Here is a 15,246-nt window from a genome sequence, read left to right on the forward strand (position 1 = left end):
GAATAGGAGTTGATCGTAGGCTTTGAAGGTAGAAGTACGACGTGTCCATACAATCATTCCTGCTCTTAATAGAAATGAAAGGAGCGAGAATATTTACCATGAATGAGGACTGGCCGTTCGAGGATCCGAAGAACCTAGCCGTGATCACTACCCGAGGCATTATGGAAAGAAGCGAATCGATCAAATATGTCAGTCATGATGAGGACGATGGGGGCTGGCAGTTCCACAATGGCGAGTCGGTAGATGAAAAAGAGGCAAGAATCATCAGTTTGCGGCAAGCGACGATACTCGATCCGACTCTGCTGGAATTAGCCGATCTGCCTCTAGGTTGGCTCGCGATTAGAGATAACGTGCATGACGAATGGAAAAGAATCAAGAAATCGAATATCGAAGATCAGCACCTGCTGTTTACCCTTTTCCATGACGGAACTCTCCTCGATCTTGTTCAACAGGATAAAGATTACTGGATGTCGATCGAGATTCCATATCTGGCCGAGCGGATCGATCCGAATTTCGAACTGTTCCGTATTCGATTGATGCAGCCGCATGAAATCTTCTATAGCGATATCGAATCCGGCAGGATTACAGAAGATCCGAGCGAGATCAGCCGGATGGAGTTGGAGATCTGGAACACGGATTTGAAGGAAGGGAAGATCCATATTTTTTGCAGGAATGAAGAGAACAACGATTTCGGATATTTGATCCTTGCAGCCGAGCATATTCAAATCTTCGATCAAGCATATAACGCGGTGGAACTAAGCGAACTCAAACGAATCGCCCAAAGCTACTGGGACGAAAAGAAGTAGAACGCAGGCATCGGCCAATGAGGAGAGAATACGATGATATTGCAAAAAGTCATACCCAAGATCAACATACAAAAAGAATACCAAGATTTTGTAGATACCTTTATCGACCGAACTCTGAGCGAATTCGGCGATAAGGTGCACAGCCTCTATATGTGCGGATCGATTCCGCTAGGCACCGCCAGACCGTTCAGCTCGGACGCGGATTTTACTCTGGTATGCGCGAATCCCGCGAATATCGATTACGACAGATTGTCGACGATCAGACAAGAAGTGCTGAACGAATACCCGTTCGTCACCAAGATCGATACGACCGTAAGCTCGATCGAGAACGTGTTAAACCGGCCGAACGATTGGGGATTCTGGGTGAAGGTCATTTGCATATGCGTGCACGGCGAAGATCTCGGCGAACGAGTTCCTCCGATCGTTGTCTCTCCGAAATTCATTGTTGAGCTAAACGCAGATACTCCGATGGAATTCGATCGTGCCCGCCGCTCGCTTGCCGAGTCGGGCGATAACGAAGAAGCGAGACACAGATCGACGAAAGGATGCTCCAAAAGATTGATGCGCGCGCTGTACTCTTTGACTATGGAAGATACAGGGGTCTGGGAGAACGACATGCTGAAGATGAAAGAAGCGATATTGACTTACTGCGCGATCGATCCGGCTCTGGTCGAGTACCTGTATGCTTCTTATTTGCATAGCGATGCGCCTACAGAAGAGTTCTTGATCCGCGCGGATTAAGCTTATCGTTATTTCGAAGACGCGCTGCGGACGATGGCCGAAAGACCTGATCCGGCTTCATTCCAATAATCGGATAAAAGGAGAACTTGCGATGGAATTCAAAACGTATACGGACGTGCATGAGTTTTACCGGGATACTTACGAAGTGCTGATGCGTCATGAAGCGCAGAACATGATTCCGCTGGGGAATCTCATCATCGGACATGAAGGCAAAGACAAAACGGATTGGCGCGATCCCGCGAATTGGCTGATGATCGCGATCTCGGACGCCGAAGGCATACGGCTGACCGCAATCATGACGCCTCCGCATAATATCACGCTGTACGCCACGGACAACATCTTGAATCCCGAAGCTGTCGACTGCTTGATCGAAGGTCTGGACGGCTTCGAAATTCCGGGCGTGACCACCGAAAAAAGCTTGGCCGAATATTTTGCGAAAGAATATAAGCTGCGCAGAGGCCTGACTTACCGGACCGTCATGGATCAACGAATCTACGAGCTTACGGCGGTAAATCCGGATATTCGGAAGACCGGTACCGTTCGGCTGTTGGACGAAAAGGATATGCACTTTTTCCCTTATTGGGTCGAAGCCTTTTCCGCAGCGGCGAAGTACGGCCAAACGCAAATGCACATCCCGCAGGACACGGAGCCTTATCTTTACCGCATCGCGTCGAAAAAGCTTTATGTTTTGGAAAACGATGACGGGATTCCCGTTTCGATGGCCGGGTATACGAGAGAAATGGAGAACGCGATCGGCGTAGCTTTTGTCTATACCCCTCCTTATCAATGCAGAAAAGGCTACGCGACTTCCGTCGTAGCGCAGGTCAGCCAACTCGCTTTGGAAAAAGGATTCTCTAAATGCGTATTGTATACCGATTTGGCGAACCCCACGTCCAACAGCATCTACCAGAAAATCGGCTATACGCCGGTCTGCGATTCGCTTCATTTGCAATTCGAACCGATGCCCGCGTCGCATTAGTCCCGCCAATATGTCGCAAAAGTACATGGTCAGGCCGAGCGGGTATTCGCTATACTCCCTTTATACGCGATAATGAAAATCATTATCATACATAAGGGGGATTTACCATGCTTAAAGGAACAAACAAGCAGGCGGCGGGAAGCCGAGGATATGCCGTCTATAGATCGCGAGGATTGATGGGGCTGATGTTGGCGCTCATTCTGATTCTGACGGCCTGCGGCTCGGGAACGGGTACCAATAACAGCAAGTCCGCCGCGGCGGAGACGACGGAGACTCCCGCGAAGACGGAAACGAACAGCGGAGCTTATCCGGTCACGATCAAGCATATGAAAGGCGAACTGGTTCTGAAAGAAAAGCCGAAAACGATCGCCGTGCTCGACGTGAAGTTTCTGGATCAGATGTTGGCCGTCGGCGAGAAACCGGCAGGCAGCGTGATCGCGGGCGGCAACACCGATTACCCGGAGTATCTGGGCGATCGGACGAGCGGCATGCAAGTTCTGGGTACGCGGGACGAGCCTAACCTCGAAGCGATCACGGCGCTGAAGCCGGATCTGATCATCATGACCGATTTTCAGGAAGAGCAGTACGAGAACATAAGCAAGATCGCGCCGACGCTGGTGCTCGATTTCTACGAAGATTGGCGGGACACGTTATCGACGATCGCCAAGATTACGGACAAGCAGAGCGAAGCGGATCAGGTGGTCAGCGCTTACGAAGAGAAAGTCGCGGGACTGAAAGCGAAGCTGAGCGAGAAATTGGGCGACGAAACGGTAGCCATTATCCGTCCGAGAAAAGAAGGCATTCGCGTGCACGGCATCGAGCACCGCATCGGCCAAATTCTGTATCAGGATCTGGGTCTGAAAATGCCGGAGATGGTCAAAGGAATCGGCGAAGACGGCTCGGTCGAGATCTCGATGGAGACGCTGCCCGACATCGGCGCGGATCGTTACTTCGTACTGTCGGACGAATTGTTTGCCGCGGAAGCGGAAACGCTGGCGAAGAACCCGGTATGGAAATCGCTGCCCGCGGTCAAAGAAAATCATGCTTACGACGTGAACGCGACGCTCTGGATCGCTTATTACGGCCCGCTCGCGATCAACTTGATCGTGGATCAAGCGTCGGAAGCGCTGCTCGGATCGAATTGATATGGAACATTATCTCGCTGCGGAGGCATGGAGACGGACGGCGGCCGACCATTCGATTCGGCTCGGCGAGCCGCCGTCCGACAGCGTCCGCACTATAGCGCTTAGCGAACTGAAGGAAGAAGCGGCATGTCTGGCTTACGTGAGTTGGTTTCGGGACTATATCGATGCGCCGGACCTGCAAGTCGCCGCTTCGATGCTCGCCAAGCGTCTCGGCTATCTGTGGACCGCGCCGCTGGTGACCGCGCTGACTTTTCATCGTCAGCATGTTTCTTTGGATTTGCAAAGCAGTTTCCTGTATCATCCTGTGCTCGCCGAGGAAGGGATGACCCGTTTTCCTTTTCTGGCGGTTGGCGAGGTTCGATCCGAACCGCTTACGGGAAGTCCGGAAGCACGCCGGACGGCGGCGATCGAAGAAATGTTCGCGATGCAGCTTACGCCGATCTTGAAGATGCTCTCCAAGATCGCGCCTCTTCCGATGAGTATCCTCTGGGAAAATATCATGGTTCGCATCGGCCCGCTGTATCGGATGGAAGAAGAATACGACGCGCGGGAAAAGGAACGGCTTCAAGCCGACTTTGCATATTTGACGCAGGAAGCGCCGGGCGCGGTGTTCGATCAGCGGAAGAACCCGTTTACCCGCTTCACGACCTGCGAAGACGAGGTTCCGGTCGCGAGAAGCGAGCGCCTTACCTGCTGCTTCTACTACCGGATGTCGAACGAATACTGCCGAAAATGCCCGAAGATTGACACTGAGAACATTTCTCAACTAAAATGACAACAGCGAGTTACAACGATGCTATCGTCAGGAGTTGAGAAAGATGCCGCTGCAAGAACAAACGAGCCTCTGGAGCGATACGGCGATCAGGATGCTTGACGGATACAGCGGGACTTTGCAGGCGGGCGAGGTTCTCGGCATGAGCGAAACCGAATCGACGTCGAGTTTGCTGCTGTTGGCGGTAGGCGGGGCAGGGGAGCTTGCAATGAACGGCGACGTTTGCCGCATTGGAGCTTCTTTTGCTTGTCATGCCGCGCAAGGGACTTCCTTTACGCTGACCTCCAGATCGGACGAGTTGTATTATATCGCGATCGCGTATCGGGCAGTCTCCATAGTGGGAGCCGCCGGCGATCTGCCTTCGTACCGCAAACACCCGCTGCAAATCTCGTTCGTGCAGAATATGGCGGCGCAAACGGACTGGGTACGGAACGCGGAGAAGATGATCGCCAAATGGCGGCGCGGGGAAGGCTTGGAATGTTTCCATGCCCACGCGTTGCTTCAAAGCATGATCTACGAACTGATTATGGAGTACGAATGCGGTCAAGGCGCGGCGGAGTTCGATATGGTGGATACGGTCTCGTCGTATATCTCGTCGAATTATCGCCGGAATCTGGAACTGAACGAATTGGCGGCCGTCGCCGGATGCAGCGTCAGACAGCTTCAGCGGCGCTTCAAACAGGCCAAGCAGCTCGGACCGATGGAGTACGTGATTCAGTTGAGGATGGAGAACGCTTCGCGGATGCTGCGGCATACGGAAGCTTCCGTCGGAGAGATCGCCGATCGGCTCGGTTATCGCGACATGTATTATTTTAGCCGGGCTTTCAAAAAGCATTACGGCGTCTCGCCGCTGCGCTATCGCTTGGCCGACGTCGCGAAAACGGATGCCGATTACGCAACCGCTCTGCTGCAAAACGTCACGGCGTCTTCGTACGATTCGGATCGCGGACCGGTCGTCTGCCATATGCGGGGCGAATATGCCGTGACGCGGCCCCCGGTTCGGATCGCCGTGCTGGACGTTCAGTATGCCGACCATTTGCTCGCGCTGGGATCGTCGCCGGCCGGCAGCGTAGGATCGGGCAGCATGTCGGTCGATTTTCCCGCTTACATCCGCGAAAAGCTTCAAGGGACCGAACTGCTCGGAACGTACGAATATCCCGATCTGTCCGCCGTAGAGGAATTATCGCCGGATCTGATCGTATGCACCGAAGTGCATGATCGGCATTTTGCAAGGTTGAGCGAGATTGCTCCGGTCCTGATGTTCAAGCGCAACGAGAACTGGCAGACGATTCTGCGATTGTTCGGCGAACTGACCGGCAAACGGGCGGAAGCCAAACGTATCATCGCGCATTATCATCGCAGAACCGCGCTGCTGTCGGAAGAACTCGCTCCCGTGCTGGCGGGCCACAGCGTGGCGCTGATCCGTCCGTTGGATTCTCTGATCCGGGTGCATTCCGCCGCTCATCGCACGGGAGCCGTGCTGTACCGGGATCTCGGTATGCCGGTTCCGTTGTTCGTGGCCGACGCTTCCGATACGGCGTATCATATTTCGGTCGAGCGGCTGCCGGCCGTGCAGGCCAGCCACTATTTTCTGCTGAGCAACGAAGCGATGCAGGAAGGCATATCGGCCACGGAACGGCGCGTGATCGAGATGCTGGACACGGGGGGCAGCCGGCATGTTCATTCGGTAGACGCGGCGACATGGATCGGCTGTTACGGACCGACCGGCATTAACGGCATCGTGGATCAGATCGAGCAGGCTTTGTTGGGCGGATCGCGGCCGAGTTAGGCTTCGATTCCGGATCTGTCGGCAAACGAACAGATACGCGCGAATAAACAGGACCTTCGGACGAAGATTCGTTCGAAGGTCTTTTTATCACAAAAAAGCTCCGATTTTTTGACAAAATGATAAAATGAAGAGAAGCACGTCATAAATCCGGAACGAATCCGTGGATCGGAGGAGTAAGAGACGGGTACGAAATTTGCGAATCTTCACGTTAAAAGTACCGACCAGACCTTAATCGTCGAAGCGCTCCGGCAGTTGAATCGTCAAACCGACCTGATGCATCCCCGCCTTAATATTCTTGACGCCTACATCTATAAACGCGAGAACAAACAGCCGATCGAACCGCGCGAGATAAAAGTGACTTACTACATCGGTCAAAACGAAAAATGGACGAGCGTGCTGAATGAACATTTCCAATGGGGCACGATCGAGCAGGTCGGACAGATGCTGTCGACGCTCGTACCCGAGCCGGTTATGACCGTCGGTTTTTTCGCCGTGAACGAATTGGAAAAGCTGCTCTCTATTCCTCTATGGGTCGATGCCGATTGGGTCGCTATCGATCCGGAACTTGCGGCAAAGTATTCGAAATTGGAGATTAACGTGATGTGAACGGATTCTTTTATCAGGAGGTAAGCATGAACACCAATACGCCGCGACGGCCGGAAAAGAAAGCTGAACGAATTCCCGCTCCCACAATCGCAGCCGGCAGGCGTCATACGGTAGGCTTGAAATCCGACGGAACCGTGATCGCCGCGGGCGACAACAAACATGGGGAATGCGAGGTCGGCGGTTGGCGCGACATCGCAGCGGTTGCGGCCGGCAACGTTCATTTTGCGAATAACACGGGCAGTTCGCATACGGTAGCGCTTAAATCGGACGGAACCGTCATGGCTGTGGGGTGGAATCAACATCGCCAGTGCGAGGTAAGCGACTGGTACGGGATTGCGGCGATCGCGGCAGGTTGGCGGTATACGCTCGGCTTGAAGGCGGAGGGTACGGTGATCGCCGTAGGGAGAAATCAAGAAGGCCAATGCAAGGTGGACGATTGGCAGGATGTAGTCGCGATATCGGCAGGCGATTGGCATAGCGTCGGAGTCAAAGCGGACGGTACGATCGTCGCGGCCGGCAATAATCGATACGGCCAATGTGACGTGAGCGACATTCGCGGTGCAGCGGCGGCGGCAGCGGGCTATCTGCATACGGCAGTCCTGAAATCAGACCGAACAGCCGCAGCCGTAGGAGGCAATAAACACGGTCAATGCGAGATCGACGACTGGCAAGAGATCGTGAGCATTGCGGCAGGAAGTTATCATACGGTCGGCCTGCGATCGGACGGAACGGTAACGGCAGCAGGCAGCAACGAATACGGACAATGCGAGGTGAGCAGCTGGAGCGGTATCGTCGCGATTGCGGCGGGCTGCATGCATACGATCGGCCTCAGATCGGACGGCACGGCAGTCGCGGTCGGCGATCATCGTTACGGTCAGTGCGATGTAGAGACTTGGAGCGGCATCCGGCTGCCGAACGAATAATTCGCGCAGCAAACTTCAATATTACCGATCGCTGAATATAAAAATAACCTCGACAATTTCATATGGTGAGCCGTCTATAAGGAGACTCCGATCGAGAAAGTCTTTATCGAATACGAAAAGGGATTGACACAGGAGACAAAAGCCGTGAACAATACGTTTATTTTGCAGATGCCGGAAACGTTTAAAGAAATCGAGGCGAACAAGGATGGAAGATTTTTCGGTGAGAACGGAGATAAGCCGCTTGATCGGAAAAACAGGAAATCCCGATCGAATCAGCGAAGTGAACAATTGGGCAACCATTCAAGCCAAGATCGAGGAAACGTTTATCAACAAGAAGCATCACGAAATCGTCTGCGGATCCGGAAGAATCGAAGGGCTGAAGGCGGGGCGAGAATGATCGAACAAGAGCAAATCATGGAGCGGCTGTTAACCGCGTGCCCTTCTTATCGGAAAAGGTACGAGCGGTATATCGAACAGCATTACGAAGCCGGCGAAAAACGATTGATCTATGTGGATATCGGCGATTTCGTCGAGTACGCGATCGAACGTTACCGCAGCGGCAAGACCGGCGAATTCGAAGATTTATTCGAAACCATCGAACAGCTTCTTACGAGCGGGGATGCCGAAGTCCAAGAATTCGCCACCGTCGGGATCCTCGAAACGTTTCAGAACAAATCGCCTGACCGAAACGTCGAATATGGCGAATGGGAAAGATGGCTGCATCCGGAATCCGAACGACGGTGGAACCGCTTGATCGAGGATTGGAACGGAAAAACGGCATCGACTTGAGGCGCGGTTAAAGAGAACAGGTAGGGTCAGTTTGCGAAAAGGAGCAGATATGACAAGACGAATCATTGTAACCGGCGGAGCGATCATCCGAGACGGACAGGGACGCATCCTGCTGCAAAAAAGATCCGATTACGGAGACTGGGGGCTGCCCGGCGGCGGCATGGAAGCGGGAGAAACGATCGAACAAACCATGATCCGGGAAGTCAAAGAAGAAACGGGTCTCGAGATCAACCATTACGAGCTGTATTCGATTTATTCGGGTCCTCGCATGAATTACACGTATCCGGACGGCAACGAAGTGACTTTCGTGATGTTTTTATTTAACGCGGAGGCGGAATTGGCGGGCAAGGTCTCGGAAGACCAAACCACACTTAATTTCGAAGACGATCATAAGGAATCGCTGTATTTGGAGTTCAAAGATTTGAAAAAGATCGATCTGGAAAAGATCAATGCGGTGCAGAAACCGGTATTCGAAGATTTGAAGCATCATGCGGCGGGCCTGTTGAGATCGTAAACCGAAATGCGACCAAAACGGTAGGAGAGGAAAAAACGATGATACTCGGACTATACGAAGCCCATCTGCCGGTAAGCGATTTGAATCGCTCCGTCGAATTTTATGCGAAATTAGGCTTGGAGCTGGCATGGAGAAAAGGCGATATTGCTTTCTTCTGGATCGAAAAAGAAAAAAGTTGGTTGGGTTTATGGGAAGGGGATGCTTATCAAACGCCGTATCATCCTTCCTTGAGACATCTTGCTTTTCGCGTCAGTTACGAAGAGCTGAAGAACAGCGTCAAATGGCTGCAAGACAGAGACATCGAAGCGGTTCCGTTCGCGGAAGGCGACCCGATCGATCCTTTTGTCCGGCCGAGTCAAGGCAATGCTTCCGTTTATTTCAAAGACCCGGACGGAAACAGCTTGGAATTCATGTGTTTCGTGGACGTGCCGGACCGCTTGAAAAGCATCCCGAATAAATTTTCGATGACCGAGTGGGAAAAACTTTTGGAAGAAGCGGCAACATAAATCGAACCATGAAAGGGCGAACAAAATGAAGGTGGAACTTGTGGCTGTGCCTTCCTTCTGGGGAACGGAAATGAAGCAGAAACATTATCGGCTTAATGAAGGAAACAAAAAGCTGGTCGTTCTTTTTCCGGGGCAAAATTATCCTTGTCATAAACCTGTGCTGCACTTTGCGGGAACATGTGCGATGCAAAGCGGTTATGATGTTCTCATGTTGGAATACGGGTATCAAGCCGCGCGAACAGAACTTCGACGCAGCGAGGTGCCGACGGTAGCCGAAGAAAGTTACGAATCGGTCAAGCCTATCGTCGGCCAGTACGAACAGATCGTTTGGATCAGCAAAAGTCTGGGAACCGTCATCGCCGGCAGCGTTCATGAAAAGCTGGGAGTCCCGGTTAAGCATATCTTTTTGACGCCGGTCCCGGAGACTGTTCCCTACATAAACAAGTTCAGCGGAGTTGTCGTATACGGAACGAAGGATCCCGCATTCGGCGAAGAACAGGAGAAACAAATCCAAGCGGAGAATCGGATGATTCGAATTGCCGATGCCAATCATGCTTTGGAGACGGACGACGTCGAAAAGAGTATCGAGATCCTCAAGCAGCTTGCGAAAGTGTATGAAGACGTTCTGAATTCGTGATTGTATCCCTGTTAGAAATGCGAAACCAAGGGAGGACATTGTTGTGAAAGAACAGTCATGGAGCGTTTGGGAGCAGCGTTGGAAAACGACGCTTTCTGCGATCGAAGATCGGGGAGGCGAAGTATCCACCCTAACCATTAAGCCTCCCGTCCCGATCGAACAGATCACTTTGCTGGAGCAGGAGCTGGAGGTGAAACTGCCCACTTCTCTAATCCGCGTTTTGACGGAATATTCGAGTGAAGTGCAGGTATCATGGTCGTTTCCTGATGAAGAGAATCGTCTCGCGTCGCTGCCTCCGGAGCTGGACAGAATTTTTAGAGGGGAACTTTATTGGAGTCTGGATCAATTGGGAGATATCGAGAGGAATCGAAGAGGGTGGCAGGAAGCCGTGTTTCCGAATCCTCATGATTCCTACGATGTCGTTTGGCATCACAAGCTTGCCTTCATGGAAGTAGGCAATGGTGATTTTATCGCCTTTGACTTATCGGAGCCGGACGATTACCCGGTTGTCTATCTATCGCATGATGCTGGGGATGGGCATGGATATAGATTGGGTGACAACTTCATTGATTTTGTGGATCGCTGCACCTTAATTGGCTGTGTAGGTCCGGAGGATTGGCAGCTGCTGACTTTTATCGATAGTCCTATGTCCGGCATCGACCCTCACGGTGAGTATGCCCTAAAATGGAGGTCTTGGTTGAGCCGCTGTAAATAGCCATGAATATAGGATAAACCGGACTGGAGAGCGGTGATCCATAACGATTCGGATAGGAGAGTGGAGGCATGCACGAGACCCCAAGGCTTATTATGCGTGAGTATACCATGAATGATCTAAACTTTCTGATGAGCATGACGTCCGATCCGGAGACCATGCGGTATATCGGGGACGGATCGATCTTGGACGAGGCACAAACGAAAGAAAGACTGGAACGTTATATGAGTCGGTACAGCGCCGGAGAAGGCTTAGGTCTTAGATTAGCCGTTCGCAAAGAAGACGGCGTGCCGGTCGGACATGCCGGGTTGATCCCGCAGATCATCGAAGGCACGCCGGAAACGGAAGTGGGATATTGGATCTCGTCTGATTTCAGAGGGCAGGGTTATGCCGCGGAGGCGGCGATCGGATGGCGCGATTACGGATTTAACGAATTGGGCAAACGGCGATTGGTCTCGATCATCAAATTCGAAAATCTGGCTTCGATCGCAGTCGCCCGGAAAAACGGAATGAGCTACGAAAAAGCCGTCACGTTCAGCGGTCAACAAGCGGCTTTGTATTCGATCGAAAAATAAGCGCCGCGACGATGAAGCCTAACTTTTATGAGGAAAAGAGGCGTTAGCACATGGAAAACCAAGATCTCATCCGTTACCCGATCGGTTCGTTTGCTCCGCGGGAACGGAGCACTTCCGAAGAACGCGAACAGGATCGCGCCGAATTGAACGCAATCGTTCCCCGTTTGCAGCAGGCCGTAAGCGATCTGCCCGCTTCCCGATTGCACGTACCTTATCGGCCGAACGGTTGGACGCCGCAGCAAATTATCCATCATATGGCGGATAACGACATGAACGCTTTTATCCGATTGAAGCGGGCGATCACTGAAACGGAACCTCAAGCGTCTTCTTATCGGCAGGATCTATGGGCGGAGCTGAACGATTATAAAGAGACTCCGATCTCCGTTTCGATTCAACTGCTCCAAGCGATACATTTCAGAATGGATAAAGTGCTGGCAAGCTTGACCGAAGCGGACTATGAGAAAAAGTTGAGAACGAACGTGCTCGGCTCGATCTCCGTAGACACCGCGATCCAGCGATTTATCTGGCATAATCGCCATCATACGGCGCAAATCCGCAGCTTTTGCGAAGCGGAGTCGGAAACCTTAAGCGAAAAGAGGAGTTAAAAGTGGATAAAGGCAAAATCATTTTTCTAAACGGAGTCACAAGTTCCGGCAAAACGTCGATCGTCGAGGCGATGCAGGATTATTCGGAACCGTTTTTCTATGTGGTCGCGAACGATTTGTTCGAAAACATGGTCGGCGATAAGCATTTGCAGCAAAATTATTGGAAACATCTGAGCGAGGTCGTGAAGATGATGTATCAAGTCGCCAAAGTGTTCTCGGACGACGGTAAGCATGTGCTGATTGACGGAATCTTGGTGGAACGGCCGGAACTGCAACCGCATTACGCCAGAGTCCAAGAGTTGTTCGAAGGATATCCGTTCGAGATCGTCGAGATCTATTGTCCGCTTGAGGTATGCCGTCAGCGAAATATCGAGCGAGGCGACCGGGGGGAAGATCAATCCGAAGAACAAAGCAAACGGATGGCGGCCGATATTCGTTATAGTTATAAAGTCGATACGAGCACCAGCACTCCGGAAGAATGCGCGGAGCGGATCATTAAGAACTTTTTCAAAACCAGTCTTAAATAAAGGAGCGGTCATCATGATTCTGGAAGTCGCCGTATTGAACGTTATTCCCGGTCAGGAGAACGAATTCGAAAACAGCTTCAAAAAAGCGTCGAAGATCATCTCCGGCATGAAAGGGTATATCGAGCACGAACTTCAGAAATGTCTGGAGGAAAGCGGGAAATACGTCCTGTTGGTCCGTTGGGAAACGCTCGAAGACCATACCGAAGGATTCAGAGGATCGGCGGAATATCAGGAGTGGAAAACGCTGCTGCACCATTATTACGATCCGTTTCCGACCGTCGAACATTATGCGAAAGTCGAGTTGGGATAAAGCGATAGGAAGAAGGAACGATCATGTCCGAACCGTCCGTACATAACTGCAATCTGAATATCCGGTACGATCTGCCTGCGGAGCAATGGGAAAAGGTCGCAGCGGTCTATCGGAAAATGCCCGGCTGGATCGGATATATCGAGGGAATTCCGTATTGGTTCGGCGAAGAAAGCGACGGCGTTACCGTCTCCGCCTCCGTCGAACCGAGCGGTTTGTTTTTCGATGCCCGGATGGACGCCCACGAATGGGGACGCTGGATCGAGCAGTTCAAAGCGGAAGCGACGCGTGCGTTAGGATTCGAAGTCGGGGAACCGGAAGATTAGGGCATACACGCCCCGAATAAACAGGAGGTATAGGCAAGAATGAAGGACTTTTTTGCGAAGTTTACAGAAGAATTGGTACAAGCGGTGCGCGCGGACTTTGCGGAACTGGTCAAGCGGATCGGAAACGAAAAGCTGTACGCGGTCGCTCTGGTCACGGACAGCGACGCCGGCACGGTCTATCTGGGAATGAACACGGAAGAATCTCTTGGGCGGCGGGTGGAGTACTATAAGCGCGAAGGCGACCCGGACGCGGAATCGTACATCTCTTCCTATCGCTGGATGCCGGACGAATGGGCGTACAGCGACGGCGATTTGGAACCATCGCAGACGGTTCGAGCCAGCCGCATGCTGAGCAGCCGGGACGATTACAGCGAAGAGACGCAGGCGGCTTTTTGCGAAGCGGCATCGGAAGCCTTGAAGCAGTTGGATCAAGAAGGATTGTTCTCGAACGTCGCGGATCGAGATGAGCTGACGTTGTTCGTATACATGAACGACGACGATCGCAGCGAAGACATCGAAGACTATTCGGCCAAGCTGCTTAATCCCGAGCCGGTCTACCTGCGATTTAAGGCCCGTTACGATTCGATCGGAGAATAAAAGAATGAAATTAAACAAAATCGAATTGTGGATATCGAATTTCGAACAGACGGTACGGTTTTACGAACAAACATTAGGATTCGAACGTTTGGACGACGGGGCCGAGGCCGCTTCTTTCCGGATCGGCAGCAGCGTGCTTCGGTTGAACCGCGATCCGGAAGACCGTCTCTATTATTACCATTTCGCGTTCAACATCCCGCCGAATCTGTTCCGCGAAGCCAAACGGTGGCTGTCCGAACGGGCGGAACTGCTGCTGGAAGACGGGATGGACGAAGTCTTTTTCGACGGCATGACTCAAGCGGATTCGTTCTATACGGAAGATCCCGCGGGTAATATCGTCGAGTTTATCGCCAGAAGAGAAACGACGCCGGCGTCGGAAGCTGCGGAGTTCGATACGGAGCAGATCCTCTGCATCAGCGAGATCGGGTTGTCCGTCGAGCAGGTCGCGGAGTATGCCAAGCGGCTGGACTCGCTCGGCATCCCGGTACGCGGAAACGAAGAGATCTCCTATGACCGTTATCTCAATTTCATGGGCGAATACGAAGACGGCAGCTTTATCATTTTGGCTCCGCTGGGTCGCAGATGGTATTTCTCGAGCAAACTTTCGATCCTTGCGCCGCTCGTCATTCATACCGATCGCGGAACCGTCGATAGCGGCATGGAAGCTTTGAGCAGGGGAGGACGCCCATGACCATCATTAGCATCGAAGGAGCGAGCGCGGCGGGCAAAACGACGACCTCGTCGACTTTTGCGGCCCGAAACGGCGGATTCCATATTCCCGAAGTCGCGGCATGGTGGGAGAAACCCGAACCGGTTTACCCAGAGTGGTTTTTCGAACGTCAGGCGGATCGATGGAAATCGGCGATCGGGCAGGAGGCCGAACGGCCGGTCGTGATCGATATCGATTTGTTTCAGCCTTTTTGGTATAACTGGTCGTTCGGCTTCACGCTGTTCGACGGGCAGTCGCTGGAATTCGTGGAAGAGTTCTATCGTCCTCTGTTCAGTAAGAGGGAGCTGGGCTTCCCCGATAAATATTTCTTGTTGTATGCCGACGAGCCTCGCTTGCGCGAGCGGAAAGCGGGCGACCGGACGAGACTCAGAAGAGGATTCGAGATGAACCTGACGTTTATCGAACCGCAGAAAGCTTATTTTGAAGCCCTGAACGAGTTCTGCCCGGGACTGGTCTGCTTCATGGAGTCGACCGATATCGCGAGCAACGTCAGCCGGATCGAAAACGAACTGCCGAACTGCCGCAGCGATCACCGGTATTCGTTGGAACTGTTCGATTTTATGGTGGATTGGCTGCGTACGCATAAGGCGGAGAGTTTCAGGGCGGAGTAGGAGGAGCGGGCGCGTCAGAAGGGTTTATACATAAGAAAGGAGCAGCCTC

At 52.4% G+C, this 15,246-nt stretch carries 22 protein-coding genes; all 22 read left to right on the top strand.

The window, feature by feature from the left end:
• Positions 1 to 98 precede the first annotated feature (98 nt).
• The 22 genes from CDO73_RS26625 to CDO73_RS01660 all read left to right on the top strand — a co-directional run bounded on the left by CDO73_RS26625 (position 99) and on the right by CDO73_RS01660 (position 15,197).
• Positions 99 to 806, top strand: coding sequence for a hypothetical protein (locus CDO73_RS26625; RefSeq protein WP_179218468.1), 708 nt, complete (start codon positions 99 to 101; stop codon positions 804 to 806).
• A gap of 33 nt (positions 807 to 839) precedes the next feature.
• Positions 840 to 1,547: a nucleotidyltransferase gene (locus CDO73_RS01560; RefSeq protein WP_088486740.1), complete on the top strand. Its 708-nt coding sequence runs from the start codon at positions 840 to 842 to the stop codon at positions 1,545 to 1,547.
• Between the two features lie 91 nt (positions 1,548 to 1,638).
• Positions 1,639 to 2,526 carry a GNAT family N-acetyltransferase gene (locus tag CDO73_RS01565; protein WP_088486741.1) on the top strand — a complete coding sequence of 296 codons (888 nt, stop codon included), beginning with the start codon at positions 1,639 to 1,641 and terminating at the stop codon, positions 2,524 to 2,526.
• 107 nt (positions 2,527 to 2,633) lie between these two features.
• The gene (locus tag CDO73_RS01570) at positions 2,634 to 3,671 is read left to right on the top strand and encodes an ABC transporter substrate-binding protein (protein ID WP_088486742.1); all 1,038 of its coding nucleotides are present in this window, start codon (positions 2,634 to 2,636) and stop codon (positions 3,669 to 3,671) included.
• 1 nt (position 3,672) lies between these two features.
• The gene (locus CDO73_RS01575) at positions 3,673 to 4,446 is read left to right on the top strand and encodes a ferric iron reductase (RefSeq protein WP_088486743.1); all 774 of its coding nucleotides are present in this window, start codon (positions 3,673 to 3,675) and stop codon (positions 4,444 to 4,446) included.
• A gap of 43 nt (positions 4,447 to 4,489) precedes the next feature.
• A complete protein-coding gene (locus CDO73_RS01580; RefSeq protein ID WP_088486744.1) occupies positions 4,490 to 6,232 on the top strand; it encodes a helix-turn-helix domain-containing protein in 1,743 nt (580 codons plus the stop codon).
• 252 nt (positions 6,233 to 6,484) lie between these two features.
• Positions 6,485 to 6,838 (top strand): hypothetical protein, encoded by a 354-nt coding sequence (locus CDO73_RS01585; RefSeq protein WP_088486745.1) that lies wholly within the window; start codon positions 6,485 to 6,487, stop codon positions 6,836 to 6,838.
• A gap of 26 nt (positions 6,839 to 6,864) precedes the next feature.
• The gene (locus tag CDO73_RS01590; RefSeq protein WP_088486746.1) at positions 6,865 to 7,761 is read left to right on the top strand and encodes an RCC1 domain-containing protein; all 897 of its coding nucleotides are present in this window, start codon (positions 6,865 to 6,867) and stop codon (positions 7,759 to 7,761) included.
• Between the two features lie 241 nt (positions 7,762 to 8,002).
• Positions 8,003 to 8,158 (top strand): hypothetical protein, encoded by a 156-nt coding sequence (locus tag CDO73_RS26630; RefSeq protein WP_179218470.1) that lies wholly within the window; start codon positions 8,003 to 8,005, stop codon positions 8,156 to 8,158.
• Complete coding sequence (locus CDO73_RS01600) at positions 8,155 to 8,550, top strand: DUF7674 family protein (protein ID WP_088486748.1); 396 nt, start codon at positions 8,155 to 8,157, stop codon at positions 8,548 to 8,550. Before CDO73_RS26630 ends, CDO73_RS01600 begins: the two co-directional genes overlap by 4 nt.
• Positions 8,551 to 8,599: 49 nt before the next feature.
• Positions 8,600 to 9,064 carry an NUDIX domain-containing protein gene (locus CDO73_RS01605; protein WP_088486749.1) on the top strand — a complete coding sequence of 155 codons (465 nt, stop codon included), beginning with the start codon at positions 8,600 to 8,602 and terminating at the stop codon, positions 9,062 to 9,064.
• A gap of 38 nt (positions 9,065 to 9,102) precedes the next feature.
• Positions 9,103 to 9,570, top strand: coding sequence for a VOC family protein (locus CDO73_RS01610; protein ID WP_088486750.1), 468 nt, complete (start codon positions 9,103 to 9,105; stop codon positions 9,568 to 9,570).
• A gap of 184 nt (positions 9,571 to 9,754) precedes the next feature.
• Entirely contained in the window at positions 9,755 to 10,207 is a 453-nt protein-coding gene (locus CDO73_RS01615; RefSeq protein WP_256972515.1) for an alpha/beta hydrolase, read from the top strand.
• A 43-nt stretch (positions 10,208 to 10,250) separates the two neighbouring features.
• Entirely contained in the window at positions 10,251 to 10,922 is a 672-nt protein-coding gene (locus CDO73_RS01620) for an SMI1/KNR4 family protein (RefSeq protein ID WP_088486752.1), read from the top strand.
• 92 nt (positions 10,923 to 11,014) lie between these two features.
• The gene (locus tag CDO73_RS01625; RefSeq protein ID WP_256972550.1) at positions 11,015 to 11,494 is read left to right on the top strand and encodes a GNAT family N-acetyltransferase; all 480 of its coding nucleotides are present in this window, start codon (positions 11,015 to 11,017) and stop codon (positions 11,492 to 11,494) included.
• 50 nt (positions 11,495 to 11,544) lie between these two features.
• Entirely contained in the window at positions 11,545 to 12,099 is a 555-nt protein-coding gene (locus CDO73_RS01630; protein WP_088486754.1) for a YfiT family bacillithiol transferase, read from the top strand.
• 2 nt (positions 12,100 to 12,101) lie between these two features.
• The gene (locus tag CDO73_RS01635; RefSeq protein ID WP_088486755.1) at positions 12,102 to 12,626 is read left to right on the top strand and encodes a phosphotransferase-like protein; all 525 of its coding nucleotides are present in this window, start codon (positions 12,102 to 12,104) and stop codon (positions 12,624 to 12,626) included.
• A 13-nt stretch (positions 12,627 to 12,639) separates the two neighbouring features.
• Positions 12,640 to 12,936, top strand: coding sequence for an antibiotic biosynthesis monooxygenase family protein (locus CDO73_RS01640; RefSeq protein ID WP_088486756.1), 297 nt, complete (start codon positions 12,640 to 12,642; stop codon positions 12,934 to 12,936).
• Positions 12,937 to 12,959: 23 nt separating this feature from the next.
• Complete coding sequence (locus CDO73_RS01645) at positions 12,960 to 13,259, top strand: hypothetical protein (RefSeq protein WP_088486757.1); 300 nt, start codon at positions 12,960 to 12,962, stop codon at positions 13,257 to 13,259.
• A gap of 39 nt (positions 13,260 to 13,298) precedes the next feature.
• Positions 13,299 to 13,856: a DUF4303 domain-containing protein gene (locus CDO73_RS01650; RefSeq protein WP_088486758.1), complete on the top strand. Its 558-nt coding sequence runs from the start codon at positions 13,299 to 13,301 to the stop codon at positions 13,854 to 13,856.
• Between the two features lie 4 nt (positions 13,857 to 13,860).
• On the top strand, positions 13,861 to 14,547 hold the full coding sequence (locus tag CDO73_RS01655; protein ID WP_088486759.1) for a VOC family protein: 687 nt from the start codon (positions 13,861 to 13,863) through the stop codon (positions 14,545 to 14,547).
• Positions 14,544 to 15,197: an ATP-binding protein gene (locus CDO73_RS01660; RefSeq protein ID WP_088486760.1), complete on the top strand. Its 654-nt coding sequence runs from the start codon at positions 14,544 to 14,546 to the stop codon at positions 15,195 to 15,197. The genes CDO73_RS01655 and CDO73_RS01660 overlap by 4 nt, the downstream gene beginning before the upstream one ends.
• Positions 15,198 to 15,246 lie beyond the last annotated feature (49 nt).

Source organism: Saccharibacillus sp. O23, assembly GCF_002205895.1.
Lineage (GTDB): Bacteria > Bacillota > Bacilli > Paenibacillales > Paenibacillaceae > Saccharibacillus.